We start from the raw sequence: 17176 nt of genomic DNA on the forward strand, positions 1-17176 counted from the left end.
ATTATGAACGATACTGCTCCATCGAAAATGGATCGTAAAACTTTAGTCATGTGGATCTTCGTTGTTGCGGCACCCATTATTGTTATGTTGATACCAGTACAAGGGATCTTTACGCCTCAGCTCCGTACTTTTTCAGCAATTACCCTTACCGCTATTCTGCTTTTCGCCTTCAACATCTTGCCCAACTTTGTTGTGGCCATTATCCTGCCTGTTTCCTACATTCTTCTCGGTGTCGCCGCAGCAAATGTAGCCCTTGCAGCATGGTTCAGCAATATCCCATGGATGTTCATGGGTGGTTTCTTGCTTGCCAATGTTCTGGAACGGGTAGGCCTGCTGAATCGTATAGCCTATTGGAGTATTATTAAAACTGGCGGGACATACAGCGGTATCCTTTGGGGGCTTGCCGTTGTTGGCGTTATTTTAAATCTAATTGCTCCAGGTCAGGCATATATCCCTATGGCCGCCCTTTGCTTTGGCATCTGCAAAGCGCTTAATTTTGAAAAATCAAGGGAAAGCGCCGGCATTATGATGGGAGGGTTCTTTGCCTCATGGTTTCCAACCTTCTTTCTCTATAATCCGACCTTTGCCATCATCCCATCTCTTGGAAAAGAAATTGCTCCAGTCCATATTACCTGGATTCAATACTTTTTAAACAACCTTCCTTTTGTTCTCTGGCTGGTTCTGTGTATCTTTATGGTGATTAAGCTCTGTAAACCTAAAACAATCATCAATATCAAGGATTATGCAAAAGATGAATATGCAAAACTTGGAAAAGTAACCAAGGATGAAAAAAAATCACTTATTGTCGTTGCGATTCTTTTTATCTTTCTCCTGACCAGTGATTTTCATAAGATTGACGTCGGGTGGGGATTTGCTCTCATCCCATTATTGTTTTTCTTCCCTGGTATTAATGTAGGTAAACCCGTGGATATTGGAAAGATCAATTTCACAATGATTATTTTCACCACAGCCTGCCTTTCTATCGGATATGCGGCCAATTCTCTCGGCGTAGGCCAGATTATGGCCAATGCTGTCCTTCCAATGCTGCAGGGTAAAAATGCCTTTTTCGTCATTGGCGCCGTTTGGGTTGTCTGCATTATCACTAAGATTTTTTTGACACCACTTGCAACTTATGCAACACTTACCGTTCCCCTGACACAAATCGCCATCAGTCTCGGGATTAGTCCATTGGTTATTTATTATACAATAAATGTCGCCACCACCGAAATCCTGTTCCCCTATCAATGGGCCCTTGTCCTTATTTTCATGGGCTATAATCTGACCAGTGGCAAAGACTTTACCAGAATTTGGGGAACGAAGATGGTTTTGAGCTTTGTCTTTGTCCTTGCTATTGCTGTTCCTTACTGGATGCTCATTGGTTTAATTTAGATTTCTATAAAAATCCTCCTGATTTTTATATCTTTTTATCAAAAAGGCCGGTCCCGCTTAAAGGACCGGCCCTTTTCTGTTTTTATACCTCCCAATACAAAGCAAACTGTGTTGTCCTTACCTCTTCCTCCACAATGCCGTTGACCGCGTGCTCGATCAGGTATTTTTCGATGGCGGCTTCCTCATCGCTGGTCAGGGCTCTCTTGCTTCTCAGGTCATTCTTGAAAATATCAATGGCTTTGTCCAGCTCAAAGCTGCGAATCCAGTTGTGTTCCCGGTATTCCACAGCGGGAAAGAGGCCCTTTTCCCAGAGCAGGTTAAAGGCATACTGAAGCTGGGGATATCGGGCATCTGGCTTCTTGCCGAAAATCTTCTTTTTAAGCCGGTCTGCCACCGAGCCGGTTCTCAAAACCGGATGAATGTAAAGGCACCAGCCACAGCTGGCTTCGCTCAGCTTTTCAAAGGTCTCTGCCGACTGGATGGCCGGGGTCATGTTGGCCAGCACAAAGTCAAACTTGCCCTGCCAGCCTTTTTGGGCCAGCTCCAGCGTGTGCCAGTTATCCTGGGAGAAAAAGGCGTTGTCCACGCCGGATTCTCTGGCCCGCTGCCCGGCGCTCTTAACCATTTCCTCTGAAAAATCAGTGCCGCAGGCCTCAGCGCATTTTCTTGCAAAATAGACTGTATATTTTCCCGCGCCGCAGCCCACATCCAAAAAGGCGCCGTCCTCTGGCAGCATGCCATGCCGTTTAACCAGAGCCGCCACCCAGTCGCTGTCCTCTGCGCTTTTCTGCTTCGCAAACTCATGGGCCCTTGCGTCCCACATGTTCATGGACGCTTCTGTATCGCATTCCGGCATTTTCCAGTCGCCGATGATGATTTCTCGGTTCATTTTTCCCTCCTGTTACAATCGTTTTCTCTCATTCTATTAAAGCATAACGGACGAGGTGTGTAAAGCGCTAATATACAAAAGACCCCGGGGCGTTATTCCGGGGCCTTTTCTAGGTAAAATTGGTTATGTCTTATTTTTTTCCCGGTATTCCAAAGGAACAGGGAACCCCGCACATACATTTTCCGCAGGTATCGCCCAGACCGATGGGGTATTCCGGTATGATTTTTTCATAAATCTGTTCATTACACTTGTAACGGTCAAAGCTCACCCTGCCGTTATCCAGGCCGAAAGCATGATTCACACACCTTTCAAGGCATTTTTTGCAGCTGCCGTCTTTTTTGTAAAGACAGTATTCCTCCTCTGGCCTTGCCGCAGGCGTTAAGGCCAGGTCGGTAATCACGCTGCCCAGCCGGCCGCAGCAGCCGTTTTCTGTAATAAACATATTGTTAATGCCAAACTTCCCGATGCCCGCAATGTAGGCCACACTCCGGTGCGACCAGTCGCTGACGAGCTTTTCGGCGTCATAGTTATAGGTGGGCGGCAGCAGGGAAGCCTGATAACCCATTCCGGTAATCGCATCAAACAGGTATTGACTCAGGTCATTGATGAGCTGGTTGGTCTCAATGTAAGCGTAGTCCCATGCCCTGGAGCTTTCCTCCTCCGGAATGTTGCTCTTTACAATGTCCTTTGCAAAGGGCAGAAAAAAGACAATGACAGATTTCGCGCCCGGGACAATGTCTGAGGGCAGGGCATGGTTTGGCCCGATGATGTTCTTGAGCTCTGCAAACAGCGGATCGTCCGCGTCTGCAAAGCCAATGACCGGCTCACGCCAGGCTGTTTCCGTGTGCCGTACTCCCGGATAGGCTTTAGTATATTCCGTAATCAGACGGATTATTTTTTCGTTCATTTTCACAGCCTCCTTTGTCCCTGCACGGGCCGGTTCAGAGTGACTCACACAAAATACTTTTACACGTTTTCTGCCGGCTGTGCCTGCTCAAGCTGTTTGGTCTTAACACCGCGTCTCTTGAGTAAAATGGCGGAAACCACACCGAGCACTGCCCAGACCACCATCCAGATCAGCATCATGTTAAAGCCCAGCTCTACATTGCCGCCCGCTTCGCCATAGGCCAGGAAACGGCTGATGATCGGCGCTACAAAGATATCCGGCGTCAGGGCGATAAAGGAGATAATCCCAGTCGCGATACCGGTCATGGCCAAAGGCACACCTGCTTCACCCAGGATAGACCAGTAGGTGGATTTCAGCACGTTGACCAGATAAGCCAGAATAACGGTGATGACCACACAGACCGCCACGATCTTTGAGGTAAACAGAATCGCCAGCACACAGATGCCTGTGGCCAGGAAGGTCCAGAACATGCCTTTGCCCTTATAGCTGAACTTGTCCATGATGATCCCGCCGGAAACCCCGGCCACAAAGACGATGATATAGCTCCGGATAATGGACAGGGTACTTGATAGCTCCGGTGAAATGTTCAGTACACGGGTACAGTAAGTGCCCATGTAGCCGTTGGCGGTGTTCCACAGGGTATAGCCGCACATGATCACAAAAATACACAGCCAGGTGGAGGACATGCCAAAGGCTTTCCACATGCTTTCCTTTTTTTCCGCCTTGGCGTTCTGTTCTTTTTTGCCCTTATCAAAATCCGGTACCAGAACGACCACTAAAACAGTCAGCAGGGCAAAGGCCGCCGCGTTGATTAAGAGGACCGCTCTGAAGCCAGCCGCCTGAGTGGCGAAAAGCCCCATGGCCCATAGGCAGAGGAAGGCGACCGCAGTCTGTCCGATGCCGCGCAGCCCTTCACTGATCCCGAAAAGACGTCCCTGTTCATTTTCACTGCCCAGGTTTCGGATGGCCTTGAGGTAAGGCGACCAGAAGGTCCCGACACTAAAGACACCGTAAAGGGCGTGAATGATGATCAGCGCGGTGTAGCCCGGAAAGCTTGAATACCACAGCGTGATCAGGCACATGGCCCCGCAGGACAGGATCAGCAGCTTTTTCGTGTTGAACTTTTCAGCCAGAATCCCGCTGGGCACATAGCCGATAACATTGAAGAGTCCGTAAACTCCGGCGATGGTCCCCAGCTGCACATCGGTAATGTTCAAAGCTGCGATCATCTGATCATAAAAGGAAAAACGGATCAGCGGCGTCAGGTAAGCGATCCCCGCGATCATACTCAGAACAACAAGCACAATATTTCTTTTCTTTTTATCTAATTCCATAATTATCCCTCCAAATTTAACAAACAGTCAGCTCCGCTCAAGCTCCGTTGACGGCAGCCTTACTTTTTCAACTCCTCTTTCTTAAGGTACTTGAAAAATCCGGCCATCATCACGCAGATAATAATCAAAAACGGGAAGCTGAACGCAAAGGACAATGACTGCACTGCTGAGAGCCCTCCAGTCACAATAAACATAATGGCCAGCAGACCCAGGATCACACCCCAGATGACCTTGATCAGCTTCTGAGAATTTTCTCTGCCTCTTGAGCTCATGGTGCTCACCACCTGTACTCCGGCGTCTGCCGAGGTCAGGAAAAAGACCAGCAGCGACAGCATGACAAGGACAGAAATAATACTGGAAAACGGCAGATTGCTGAGCATCTGAAATACCGAGCTGTTGGTGTCCACAACGCCGTTCTGAACCACGCTTCCAGGATTTGTGAGCTCCATGCTCAGACCGGTGCCGCCCATAATACCAAACCAGATACAGCTCATGACCGTCGGCACGCCCAGAATGGCGAGCACAAATTCCCGTATGCTGCGTCCTTTTGAAATCTTAGCGATAAAGCTGCCCACAAAGGGTGTCCAGGTAATCCACCAGGCCCAGTAAAAGACCGTCCAGTTACCAATCCAGTTTTCGCCCGTATGTGCTGCCACCAGACCGTTGGCGTCTGTGAAAAAGCTCATGGGCACAAAGTTAAAGATATAATCGCCTACACTCTCCAGTGTAATATTAAAAATATACAGTGTAGGTCCTGCCAAAAGGACAAACAGCATGACCGCAAACACAATAACCGTGTTGGTATTGCTCAGCAGCTTCATTCCCCGGTCGATACCTGCCGTCGAAGAAATCACAAACAAAACCGTACAGATAATGACAATAATTACCGCCAGCAGCGTACCGCCCGAAAGATGGAAAACAAATTCCAGGCCGCTCTGGATCTGCAGCGCCCCCAGTCCAAAGGAGGTCGCCACACCGATCAGAATCAAAATAACCGTAAAGGTATCAATGCCCTTTGAAAACCCACCTTTCAGCGCCTTATCGCCAAGGAATGGATAAAAGGATGAGCTGACCAGCAGGGGCAGGCCCTTTCTGAAATGAAAGTAGGCCATGGGCAGTGCAACGGCCGCGTATAACGCCCAGGGATGCACGCCCCAGTGCAGAAAAGTATACTGGAGCGACTGCACAGCCGCCTGAGGCGTCTGCGGATCCGCAAAGGGCGGCACCATAAAATGGTTCATGGGCTCCGCCACACTCCAGAATACCAGGCCGATACCCATACCGGCCGCAAAAATCATCGAAAACCAGCTGATATTGCTGTACTCAGGCTTTTCATCATCTCCGCCAAGCCGGATTTTTCCATATTTGCTGAACGAGACGAACAGGCAGGCGACAATTACAAAGAGTGCAAAGCCAATATAGGCAAAGCCCAATGTGTTAGTAAAAAAATTAAAAATACCAGAAAATATGCTTGCGACCTGTTCTGTAAAAACAATGCTGACAATGGCAAGTAACAATGTGATACTTCCGGCTACCAAAAAAATTGTTTTATCTACAGACTCAAATATTTTTTTCATAATTGCCTCCATTCTGAGATAAACAACAACGTCGGTCAAAGCGTTGGGCAGAAAAACACGCTTTTGTGAAATACATGTCTTTTATAAACGAAGTATAACACGTTTTCATCTAAGCCGTCAACTAAAAAAATAATTATTTTAGATTTTTTACGACACTTCTTCTGGGCCCCTTTCTGGACTTCTATAGAAGAAACCCTTGCTTTTTACTAAATAACGAAATAATGCCCCTGAAAATTACCGATAATTTTTAGTTTTTTCCATTTTTTAGTATTGACAACCTTTCCATATCGTGATATATTGTGCTTGTGAAATACATGTATTTATTAAATTTGGAGGTGTATTATGTACGTTAACAGAAGATTTTATGACAAATATGTTTCTACCAGAGATGTTGAATTATTACACGAATATTCGCTGCGCGTTTTGAAGGAAGTAGGGGTTTCCTTCGATTGTCCAGAAGCACTGGAAATCTTTAAAAAACACGGCGCAACCGTTGAAGGCAGTATTGTAAAGATTGATGAAGATCTTTTGAACAAAGCCCTTGAAACCGCACCAAAAACCTTTACGATTTATACCGCGGCCGGCGAAACCAAAATCGGCGAACGCTATAAACCAAAAACTGTCGGATGCTACGGTCCGCCGAAATTCTTATTTGAAGACGATGAATACCGCGTTGCACAAAAAGACGATATGGTTAAATTCCTGAAATTAATGGATACCAGCGAAGTCACTGACTTTGTCAACAACTCCGCTTACGACACACCGGATCTGGACAAGACCAAGGAAGATTTCTATCTGCCGCAGGTCGCCATGTGCCTGAAATACTCCCAGAAGCCAACCTACGGCAATGTGGCCAACAGCATGAACGTCCGGGGCAAAAGCTTAAAACAGGAAGCCAAGGACATCGCAAATCTTTATAAAGAATTCTACGACATCTGGGACCGCCCGGTGCTCTTAACCAACACCTGCGCACTGTCACCGCTTGGCTATTCCTATGAAGTTCTTGACAACATCATGGGTCTGGTTGAAGAAGGACAGCCGGTTACCATCATTACCTGCTCCATGACCAACCTGACCGCTCCGGCCGCTCTGCTCGGTTCTGTTATCCAGAACAACGCTACCATTCTGGCCGGCATCATCTTAACCCAGCTGATCAATCCTGGCAACCCTGTTATCTACGGAACCGTTTCTACGGCTACCGATATGCGCAGTGTCGCCTGCTCCATCGGCGCACCAGAAGCCCAGCTGATCCAGATGGCCTCTCTGGCCCTTGGCCGCTACTACCAGCTGCCTGTAAGAACCGGTATCGCCGGTACCGACTCCTTGAAACCAGACTACCAGGCTGGCGTTGAAAGCTTCATGATCCTTATGACCACTTATCTCGGAAAATCCGACTTTGTCCTGAACCATGCCGGTATCCTCCAGTCCTACGCGCTGGGCAGCTACGAAAAATTTGTTCTCGACGAAGAAGTCAACCGTATCTTACTGCGTCTCAACAAAGGCATCGACATCTCCGATGTCAAGGCTGAAAAAGTATTTGACGCCATCAAGAAGGCCGGTCCTCTGGGCAACTACCTGTCCGGCAGAACGCCGAAGGAATACCGCCAGGAACATTGGATAACCAAGCTCTTTAACCGCCAGGCCGGCAATCCGCAGCCGATCTTCGATGAAATCGGCGATCTCCGCGAACGTGCCAGCAAAGAAGTTGAAGAACGTGTCGCAGGCTATACATTACCTGACTTAACCAAGACTCAGAAGGATATCCTGAACCGCTATCTGCCTGAAGACGAAAAATTTTAATTAAACTTCTATTAGTATTCATTTTTCGGATAAAATCTGATATCATTAGTGGTATCAGATTTTATTTTTTGTTTTTCGGTTATACTAAAAGGAAGGTCATCCATGAAACTACGCTATTCATTTTCTGAAAAAGAAGAATGCCAGCAAATTCATGAGTATTCTCTGGACATTTTGGAAAATACAGGTATTGTTGTTCATTCTGAAAAAGCAAGAAGCACCTTTAAGAGAAACGGCGCAAAGCTCGAAGGCAAAAAAGTCTATCTCCCGCCTAAAATAGTGGAAGACCGTCTTGTCGACGTGCCCTCCTCCTTTACCTTTAATACGCCCGGACACCGTGTAACGGTGGGCGGCGGCACGACCTGCACCATGCCGCCCTACGGTGCGACCTATGCAAAGAAGAATAACATCAGCCATCTGGCCGGACGCGAGGATTTTATCAATTTCACAAAGCTCAGCCAGGAAAGCGGGCAGATGAGCATGGCCTGCCCCTATGTGCTTGAGCCCATGGATGTTCCCATCGACTTCAGAGAAAATTACAAAATGGCCATGTGCCTGAAATACTCCGACAAGCCTACCTTTTCCATGACCCAGGACGGCCGGTCAGCCCGGGAGAGTATTCGTTTCGCGCAGAAATTCTGGGACTGTCAGGACAGCCATCTGCTCATCGGAAACATCAACATCTCGGCGCCGCTGATCATGGGCGAGGGCACCGCGGACGTCATTCTGGTGCACGGCGAGGAAAACCAGCCTCTGATGGTGGCCTGCGGCAGCGGCCTGAGCGGCCTGACCGCGCCGCCGCTGCCCACGTCCAACTTTCTGATCAGCAACGCCGCTGTGCTGGCCGGTATTGTGCTGGCCCAGATGGTGCGGCCCGGGCTCCCCATCGTCTACGGCTTTCCGCTTTTTGGCGTCAATCCCTTTAACGCAGACGCCTCACCCGGCGAGCCGACCACTGCGCTCTTCACCATGGCCGCGGCAGAAATGGGCCGGTTCTACGAGATTCCCACCCGGTCCGGCGGGGTCTTTACCGATTCCAGATATCTGGATTACCAGAGCGGCGCCGAGAGCTTCATGAATCTTTTTTCCTGTCTGTTTTCAGGCGTCGACTGCATCATGCACGCCTTTGGCATGGAGGACGCGCTCAACACCATCAACTACAATAAGTACATTCTGGACGAGGCCTTATACGATACGGTGACGCATTACCTGAACGGCTTTGAGGTCAACGCCGTCACCCTGATGAAAGACGCCATCAAGGAGACAGGGTGCACCGATAATTATATCAATATGAGCAACCTGCGCCTTATCCGGAAGCATTACCATCCCTATCCCTTTAAGAACACGGAAAGTGAACACACCATTTTAGAAGCCAGCGACGCCATTGTCCATGAACGGCTTGAAAATTATACCGCGCCGCCGCTGACACAGGCCCAGCAAAAGCTCATTGAAGGCTGCCTGCCCAGAGAATTCATTGATTAAAAAGGAGGCATTTCCATTGCTAGAATCCATCGTAACCGCTGTTAAAAAGCTCGAAGAAAAAAAGGTCATCAAGCTGGTACGCTACGCCGTAAAGGAGGGTGCCTCCCAGATGCAGATCATCGAATCCGTCCAGGCCGGTCTGGACGAGGTAGGCAAATATTTTGAGACCGGCCGCTACGGCGTCACCGACCTCATGATGGCTGGCATTATCTTTGAGGAAATCCTGAAGCTCGACTGCCTGAAGCTCGAGAAGGAAAACCCCGAGGAGGCCATCGGCACCATTCTGCTGTGCACCATCGAATGCGACCTCCACGACATTGGCAAATCCATTTTTAAAAGCGCGGCGCTGATGTCCGGCTTTAAGGTCATCGACCTGGGCATTGACATCTCACCGGAAAAAATCGTGGCGGAAACCAAAAAATCCCATCCCGACGTCATTGCCATCAGCTCGATCATGGCCAACGGCGTAAAATACATGAAAGAGACCAACGAGCTTCTGGTAAAGGAAAACCTGCGGGATGAGGTAAAGATCATCCTCGGCGGCCTGTCAACCCACAAGGACGCTGTGGCGTATGTGGGCGCCGACGCTTTTACCAAGGATGTTTACGAGGGCGTAAACCTCTGCCGGGAATGGATGGAAGGGGGCGTTTCCCATAAGCTATAAATACGACGAAATCTGCGATAAAATAAAAAACAAAATCAAGCAGCGCATTTATCTGCCCGATACGCCGCTGCCGCCGGAGAACACCCTGGCCGAGGAGTTTAAGGTCAGCCGGATCACCATCCGCAACGCCCTGCGCAACCTCATCGAGGAGGGCTATGTGTACACCATTCCCGGCAAGGGCAACTATGTGCTGGCAAAAACCAACGACAAGTTTGTCCTCTCCCTGAAGCCCGAGAATATTTTAAAGGAGCCCTACAACCGCGTGGAGCTGCTGGGCTCAGAGATTATCAAGCCCACCATTGAGCTCGTCTATCATCTGCGGGTCGCGCCCGATTCCCGCATTGTGCTCATCAACTGGCTTTTGTTCAAGGACGATCTGCCCGTCATTTACGACAACCAGTTTATCCCTTATTTTCCCGGCATTTCACCCTGGAACGACGATTTTGAGTACAACAGCTTCAGCGAAATCGTCAACCAGCGCAATCATCTCTATATCACCCAGGAACGTATCCACATTGAGGCTGTGGGCTGTGATGCCCAGGCCGCGGAAAAGCTCAACATCCCCGAGGACACGCCCGTCATGCAGGTTACCCAAAACCTCATGGATAACGACGATCCCCTGGGCATGCGCAAGCTCTATATAAGAAAAGAATGCTGTAAACTGACCGGCATTACCTATCTTCCCTAAAGGCCAAAGCAGGTGACACCAATGAAAGTAAAAATATACGACCAGATCATCAACGATATCATGGATGACATCCACTACGGCAACCTGAAGCCCGGAGAAAAGCTCCCCACCTATGCCGAGCTGGCTAAAAAGTACAACACCAGCATCGTCACTGTCCGCAAGAGCATTTCTTCCTTAATCAATAAGGGCTATCTGAGCGCTGTGGAGCGGGTAGGGACCTTTGTGCGGGAATGCGAAAAGGAGCAGTACCTTATCAGCTTTGCCCCACAGGCCAACATTAACGAGGAGATCACCGAGATCAGCGTTGAGGATATCAGCCTGTCCCTCATAAAAATGCGGGAGATCCGACAGGAAATGAAAGCCGTGGAGCTGCGCCAGATTCTGTATTCCGACACTCTCCCGATCTGCTATATCATTACCGCGCTGCTTTTAAACGGACGCTATAACCCGGAGAGCATGGCAGATATGACCGAGAAGAACCTCCTGACCATCAACAAAATCCTCGATGGCTTCGAGATCAAAAAAGTCCTTGAGATCACCATGGATACGCCGAACCGCTTTATCCAGAACAAGCTGCTGGTGGATAAGAACGACCCGGTATTTTGTTTTACCACCTATTATTACACCATGAAGGACGAGCCCGTCGGCAAAAGCGTGCTCTACGCATCCGGAGAAAATATCGACCTCTATGGGAAGTCCTTTGTGAAATAAGGTTTTACATAAAAAACCACAGCTGCGAAAAAATCACAGCTGTGGTTTTTATTTTTTGTTTTTTTCAGTGACCGTTACCTTGAAGTATTCGCTCACCTCAAATTTCAAACCTTCTGTTACCTTCCGCGAGTTCCGCACATTTTCCTGAACCTGATTTTTATCCGGCACCAGAAAGCGGTAGCATTCGGTTAAAAACATATCAATGGCGTCCTCGTAGGGGATGTCGATATTTTTTTGGATAATATCCCTGAAAAACTGAATCTGCATACCGGCCGTCAGCGAGGCGACCGCGTCAAAATAGGTTTTGTCACAGATCATGGGATTTGTCTCATATTTTAATCCGTCCTCATAGCGTTTGTGAGTAAAGAAATCCATCCAGCCGATGACCAGCTTCGGAAAACTGCCGAGCTCAGAAATACCATTATAAAACCTTATGATCTCCGGATTGGCGTTAATGCACTCAAAATAAGCCCGGTACTCCACCATATCCACAAGCAGGTCCTTTCCCGCGTCTTTCAGCGGCTCCAGGATATCCTTAAGGGCCAGGGTAATCGCATCTGCAAACTCCCGGAAAATCCCCATTGCCACCGACTCTTTGCCCTCGAAATAATAGACAAATAAACCAGGGTTCGATTCAGCGTCCACGACCATTTCCTTGATGGTCGTCTCGTGGTAACCCTTTGTATAAAAAAATTTCTTTGCGCTGTTATACAGCGCTGTTTTTGTTTCTGTTCCTTTTTTGTAATTGGCCATAATACACCTCTGGCTTATTATAGCATGCTTTTTTTGTAAAAAAAATAAAAAATAAAAATCCCTTGACAAAAATATCAGAAGGATATAATATTATATGCATATAAAATTATATGCATATAATTACAGGGAGAGATTAAAATGATTTATGAAGAACGCATTCAAAATATCAGGAATGCCATGCGTGGCGAAGCCGCCACACACGTCCCCATACTGGCGGACTTTGAGACAAGCTATGCCTGCGAATATGCCCAGCTGGATTTTATGAAAGCCAGCTGGCACTATCCGGATATTTTAAAAGCCTACGAAAAAGTGCTGGAGGATTTTGAAATTGACGCGACCTTTGGTCTCGGCTGGATACCGCCTCAGAAAAGTATTCTGCTGGGCAGCCGAACCTGGGTTCAAAACCATGAAAACGGTACGATGCAGCACCCCGAGGTGATGGCGCTGAGTAATTCGGAATATCCCGAGCTCATCGCAGATCCTGTGGCGTGTATTGTAAAAAATGTTCTGCCCAGAATGTACAGCGCCCTTGGAGAAAACAAAGAGCATGCCCTAAAAGCCATTGCCCAGGCCATGCTTTTTGAAAAAAGCCAAATGACAGATTTTTACAACCAGCTCTTTGCCATCACCTATGAGCATGCGGTTCCCATCTATTACGGCTCCATGTTTTATGCCCCCTTTGATTTGATCGGGGATCATCTCAGGGGACTCACCCAGATTTCCCTGGACATGCGGCGTAAAAAGGAAGCGCTGGCGGCTGCCTGCGAAGCGCTGGCGCCTGTAATGATCCGCTATATCGAAAACACCCTTCCCGTAGACGAGGACGGCTTGTCCTGCGCCTGCGCCTTTGTGCATCTGCCGCCCATGATCAGCCCCGGCAATTTTGAAAAATTTTTCTGGCCGACCTTTAAGAAAGTCTGCGACACCCTTACGGAGAAAGGGCACACCCTTTATCTGCAGTTCCAGGGCGATTACACCGACGGACGATACCTGGATTATTACGCCGAGCTGCCGCAGCACAAAGTGATCCTTTCCTTTGAGAAGCAGGACTTCGCCAGAACGCTCAAAATTTTCGAAGGAAAAAACATGATATCCTGCGCCTATCCTCTGGATTATCTGACACACGCTTCTCTTCAGGAATGTCTGGATAAGGCAAAGGAGCTCATGGACATTGGTATGGGGCATGGGCAATTCTATTTTGGCTTTAACAAGGCGCCTTTTCACATAAACGAGGCGGCACCCGAAAAAATGAAAGCCGTTCTGCACTTTGTTCGAGAATATGGAAAATATTAAGGGGGAGAACACACATGTCTGAAGAAACCAAAAGCTTTGAAGCGTTAATACAGGCGTATCCTGAGGAATACCAGGCGTTGATCCGGGAGAGCCTGTCCCTTTCGGAAAAAGAATTCGAGACGTTTATCATCAGTTTAATTATGTAGGGGGAACGATAAAATGAACGATAACAGAAGTAATCTGACAAAAGGGATTTTGTACGGCGGGTTGGCTGGGATTATCTGGGGAACCCTGAGCATTTTTATCTCACTGCTCAAAAATTTCGGCATGAGCGACATTGCCGTGTCCTCACTGGGCCCTATGATCATCATTGTTTTTTATGGCATCAAAACGCTGATTAAAAATCCAAAGGCTTTTAAAATCAGCTGGAAACATCTATTAATCGTATTGGTTGGCGGCGGAATTGTCAATGCTTTAACCTACTATTCCTATGCCATGTGCCTAAACTATATGGGCGCCGGGGTTTTCTCAGCTCTGGATTTTTCACATGTCTTTATTTTAATGCTGCTGTCCTCTTTTATCTTCAAATATAAGATCACCAAAGGGAAGCTTTTTTCTCTCTCTCTGGCCGTTGTGGGGATGGTCATGGTTCTGAATGTTTTCTCGCCCGACGCTTTCATAAGTCCCATGGGGCTTCTCTGGATCGCGGTAGACTGGTTCTGCAACTGCGCCATTGCCCTGCTGCTTAAATGGGCCCTTAACAATGGAATCGATAACGATGTGCTGATCACTTATTATAACCTTGGCGCAGCCCTGATTTACTGGACAATGTGCCCACCCTGGGCTGTTGTCGGTGAGATTGCCGCCGTGCAGAACATCGCACTGCTCGTGGCGACCATTGCCGCCTACGGTATTTTCACTCAGATTTTAACCCAGTACGTCTGGGTCAAGTCCTTCTCGCTGGTGGACCCGGCCATCACCAATATGATGGCTGCCTTCTCACCTATTACCGCCGCGGTTTTAGGCTACTTTATGTTTGGGCAGGTCATTTCCTGGATTCAGATTCTGGGGATTGCAGTGGTTATCGCTGCTGTGGTTGTTCTGAATAAAACCGGCGCAGCGGAGGAGCTGTAAAGTACGACTAAAATCTTCTGAATATAAAAAACCACAGTTGTCATCATACAGCTGTGGTTTTTATTTTTTTGTTTTTTCGGCGCATCCTTTTACGGGAAATTATCGCTCAGAGATATAAAAAGCTCGTGGAATAATGTAATTCCACGAACGAAAAACACGGCACTCTTTAGAGAAAATATTAAATATTGTTTTTATTATATCACTTTTCTCATTAATAATGTACATTAATTTTAAAAATTTGCAGTAAAAATCTTTTTGGCACAGAAATTTGCCTTTAAGAGTAGCGCTTTTATGGCTATTAAAGTTTTATAATTATTGTATATCTGGTCAAAAAAATGGTATGAGGAGGAATCGTAATGAAAAAACATCGTAAAAATGTATACAAGCGTTCCGATCACCGTTATGAGGGGCGTTATATTACTGGATATAAAGGAATTCATGGAAAGGCGATTTACCGGTCGATCTACGCCGATACTTACCGGGAGATTGTAGCGCTTTTGGAAGAAGCAGAAAAAAGTGTTTCAGAAAAAGTAGCGCTTGAACGCCTGATCCGTAAACAAAAAAGAAAAAACCTGCCTGTAGAAAGCTTAGAGAGTATGGCAGAAAATTATTCGCTGGATAAATTGGCCCAGGGCAGCACACCGCTGCGGCAGTGCCTTGTGCAGTGGCTGGAAGAGTCCAAAAAGTTTTCGGTGAAAGCTTCCTCCTACACGCGCTATTGCAGCATCGTTTATAAACATATTTTACCGCGGCTCGGCGACTGCCCTGTCAATGAAGTGACTGCGGAGACGGTCCAGGATTATATTCATTATCTCTGCACCGACGCAAACCACCACAAAGGACTGGCGCCCGCGACCATAAAAATCCATCTTGTGCTGCTGTCATCTTTCTTTGAAAAAATGCTTGAAATGGAGCTGGTCCAGAAAAACCCCTGTAAAAATGTGCAGATCCCGCCCCGGCAGAAGAAAAAGCCCGATTTTTTAAAGCAGAACGAATATCAGAAATTAGAAAAAACGCTTGAGGACAAGCTTCATGATAAAAGAGCCAGCGCCATCTTATTGGCGTTAAAAACAGGGATCCGTCTGGGCGAGCTGGCTGCCCTGCGCTGGACTGACATTGATCTGGAGTCAAGAACCGTCCATATCCGCCATTCGCTTCAGCGCGTTAAGGCCGAATCGCCTGAAAGGGCAAAAACCGAAATCGTGTTTGGCCGGACAAAATCCGCCAGTTCGGAAAGAGATATTCCCATGAACGACAGCATTTACACGCTGTTATATTCATATCGGAAAAACCTTGAAAAAAGCGGTGGCATCTCTCAGGGAAGCTTTGTTTTCAGCAACCGTCAGGGCTCTTATCTTGACCCGAGAGCTTACCAAAACTATTTTTCAGAAGTTCTGAAGCAAGCTGGAATCCGTTGTGTCAATTTTCACGCACTTCGGCATACCTTTGCCACCATTGCGGCCAGCCGGAACATGCAGATTTCAACACTGAGCAGAATCCTCGGACATTCAAATCCCAGCATAACCCTTCAAATTTATGTACACGCTGTTGATGAACAGGACCGCATCGAAATGTCAAAAATCGAAAGCCTCTGAAATTCTGGTCAAATTCTGGTCAAAAAACAGAAAAACCCCATAGTTACAGGGCTGGGACAGCCAAGTTCGTGGAATTACATTATTCCACGAATAAAAAACGAGCTGCACCCGTATTATCTATGGAAACAGCTAATATTATAAACAAACAAGGTTAAAGAAATATTTAATCGATTTTGGACTAAGGAGACAGTATGAAAGAGAACGCAACAGAAATGCGGTATCTGCGCGAACTGGCCGATTCGGTGCTTGCCGCGCGGCCGCCAGATCCGCCGCCCGCAGGCTTAAACTGGGAGCTTTTATGGCAGACAGCAAAGCGCCTGTCCATGCTGCCATTCATTGGCTATGGTGTGGAACGCCTGAGTGAAAACGATCAACCACCGACTTCTGTAATGGCCGAAATACGTAAATGCAAAATTAAAAGCATTCTGGCAGAAGCGGCGCAGCAGCATTTACTGGCAAAGGTTCTTCACCGCTTCGATACGCAGGGCGTCGCGTGCCTTTTAGGCAAAGACCTTTCCCTGAAGCACCTGTACCCTTATCCGGACATACGCCCCTGCGAAAAAATCGAGCTCTTTCTGAGGGACGAAGCCCTTCCAGCCGCGGATAAGGTGCTGGTAAATTTAGGCGCTTCTCCTGTAATAACGGACAAGTGCGGCTTGAAGTCCTGCCATTTTGGTGAAACCACACTGATTATTAAGAAGCTTTTTTATGAAAAATCTCCCAAAGCCTTTGAGCGGGAGACACAAAAATACCGGCATTATTCGAGCGCCTGTGAATGGCGGCCAGAAATCCTTTATAAGCAGCTGGCCGGCGGGCCGGAAAAAATATCCCGCGGCGAAAAGGAATCCCTCTGGTTACGCCTTGACCGCCACACCCTTCAGCGGTTTTATGGCTTCGACGCGCCTGAAGAAAAAGCGGTCTGGAATAAAAAACTGAAGTCCTTCGTAAAAAAACAGAAGTATTCTCAAAGAAACGCGCAGTGTTAACCCAATATTTTTTGATAAAGGGCATCGCCCCATAATT

Annotated in this window: 16 protein-coding genes; 11 read left to right on the forward strand and 5 right to left on the reverse strand. The window is 47.6% G+C overall.

The annotated features are described in order from the left end of the window. Nucleotides 1–3: 3 nt before the first annotated feature. Nucleotides 4–1389, forward strand: a complete 1386-nt coding sequence (locus I2B62_RS13065) for an SLC13 family permease (RefSeq protein WP_195269516.1) — start codon at nt 4–6, stop codon at nt 1387–1389. A gap of 82 nt (nt 1390–1471) precedes the next feature. Here the strand turns inward: I2B62_RS13065 and I2B62_RS13070 are convergent, their stop codons facing one another. The 4 genes from I2B62_RS13070 to I2B62_RS13085 all read right to left on the reverse strand — a co-directional run bounded on the left by I2B62_RS13070 (nt 1472) and on the right by I2B62_RS13085 (nt 6096). Next, complete coding sequence (locus I2B62_RS13070; RefSeq protein ID WP_195269517.1) at nt 1472–2278, reverse strand: class I SAM-dependent methyltransferase; 807 nt, start codon at nt 2276–2278, stop codon at nt 1472–1474. Between the two features lie 130 nt (nt 2279–2408). After that, entirely contained in the window at nt 2409–3185 is a 777-nt protein-coding gene (locus I2B62_RS13075) for an epoxyqueuosine reductase (RefSeq protein WP_195269518.1), read from the reverse strand. Between the two features lie 59 nt (nt 3186–3244). Further along, nucleotides 3245–4519 carry an MFS transporter gene (locus I2B62_RS13080; protein ID WP_195269519.1) on the reverse strand — a complete coding sequence of 425 codons (1275 nt, stop codon included), beginning with the start codon at nt 4517–4519 and terminating at the stop codon, nt 3245–3247. 59 nt (nt 4520–4578) lie between these two features. Continuing rightward, entirely contained in the window at nt 4579–6096 is a 1518-nt protein-coding gene (locus I2B62_RS13085) for a BCCT family transporter (protein ID WP_195269520.1), read from the reverse strand. 342 nt (nt 6097–6438) lie between these two features. On the opposite strand from I2B62_RS13085, the gene I2B62_RS13090 reads away from it, so the two are divergent. The 5 genes from I2B62_RS13090 to I2B62_RS13110 all read left to right on the forward strand — a co-directional run bounded on the left by I2B62_RS13090 (nt 6439) and on the right by I2B62_RS13110 (nt 11438). Next, nucleotides 6439–7896, forward strand: coding sequence for a trimethylamine methyltransferase family protein (locus I2B62_RS13090; RefSeq protein ID WP_195269521.1), 1458 nt, complete (start codon nt 6439–6441; stop codon nt 7894–7896). A 102-nt stretch (nt 7897–7998) separates the two neighbouring features. Then, entirely contained in the window at nt 7999–9375 is a 1377-nt protein-coding gene (locus I2B62_RS13095; protein ID WP_195269522.1) for a trimethylamine methyltransferase family protein, read from the forward strand. A gap of 16 nt (nt 9376–9391) precedes the next feature. Continuing rightward, the gene (locus tag I2B62_RS13100; RefSeq protein ID WP_195269523.1) at nt 9392–10039 is read left to right on the forward strand and encodes a cobalamin-dependent protein; all 648 of its coding nucleotides are present in this window, start codon (nt 9392–9394) and stop codon (nt 10037–10039) included. A gap of 10 nt (nt 10040–10049) precedes the next feature. Beyond that, the gene (locus I2B62_RS20805; RefSeq protein WP_347707826.1) at nt 10050–10727 is read left to right on the forward strand and encodes a GntR family transcriptional regulator; all 678 of its coding nucleotides are present in this window, start codon (nt 10050–10052) and stop codon (nt 10725–10727) included. A 21-nt stretch (nt 10728–10748) separates the two neighbouring features. Beyond that, nucleotides 10749–11438, forward strand: coding sequence for a GntR family transcriptional regulator (locus I2B62_RS13110; RefSeq protein WP_195269525.1), 690 nt, complete (start codon nt 10749–10751; stop codon nt 11436–11438). A gap of 48 nt (nt 11439–11486) precedes the next feature. Here I2B62_RS13110 and I2B62_RS13115 read toward each other — a convergent pair whose 3' ends face one another. Beyond that, a complete protein-coding gene (locus I2B62_RS13115) occupies nt 11487–12191 on the reverse strand; it encodes a TetR/AcrR family transcriptional regulator (RefSeq protein ID WP_195269526.1) in 705 nt (234 codons plus the stop codon). Nucleotides 12192–12329: 138 nt separating this feature from the next. On the opposite strand from I2B62_RS13115, the gene I2B62_RS13120 reads away from it, so the two are divergent. The 5 genes from I2B62_RS13120 (at nt 12330) to I2B62_RS13135 (ending at nt 17139) form a co-directional block, all read left to right on the forward strand. After that, nucleotides 12330–13484: a uroporphyrinogen decarboxylase family protein gene (locus tag I2B62_RS13120; protein WP_195269527.1), complete on the forward strand. Its 1155-nt coding sequence runs from the start codon at nt 12330–12332 to the stop codon at nt 13482–13484. A gap of 14 nt (nt 13485–13498) precedes the next feature. Next, entirely contained in the window at nt 13499–13630 is a 132-nt protein-coding gene (locus I2B62_RS20675; RefSeq protein WP_279354795.1) for a hypothetical protein, read from the forward strand. Between the two features lie 13 nt (nt 13631–13643). After that, nucleotides 13644–14558 (forward strand): DMT family transporter, encoded by a 915-nt coding sequence (locus tag I2B62_RS13125; RefSeq protein ID WP_195269528.1) that lies wholly within the window; start codon nt 13644–13646, stop codon nt 14556–14558. 356 nt (nt 14559–14914) lie between these two features. Further along, complete coding sequence (locus I2B62_RS13130; protein ID WP_195269529.1) at nt 14915–16153, forward strand: tyrosine-type recombinase/integrase; 1239 nt, start codon at nt 14915–14917, stop codon at nt 16151–16153. A 191-nt stretch (nt 16154–16344) separates the two neighbouring features. Beyond that, nucleotides 16345–17139, forward strand: a complete 795-nt coding sequence (locus tag I2B62_RS13135) for a nucleotidyltransferase family protein (protein ID WP_195269530.1) — start codon at nt 16345–16347, stop codon at nt 17137–17139. Nucleotides 17140–17176: the final 37 nt, after the last annotated feature.

Source organism: Eubacterium sp. 1001713B170207_170306_E7 (assembly GCF_015547515.1).
GTDB lineage: Bacteria > Bacillota > Clostridia > Eubacteriales > Eubacteriaceae > Eubacterium.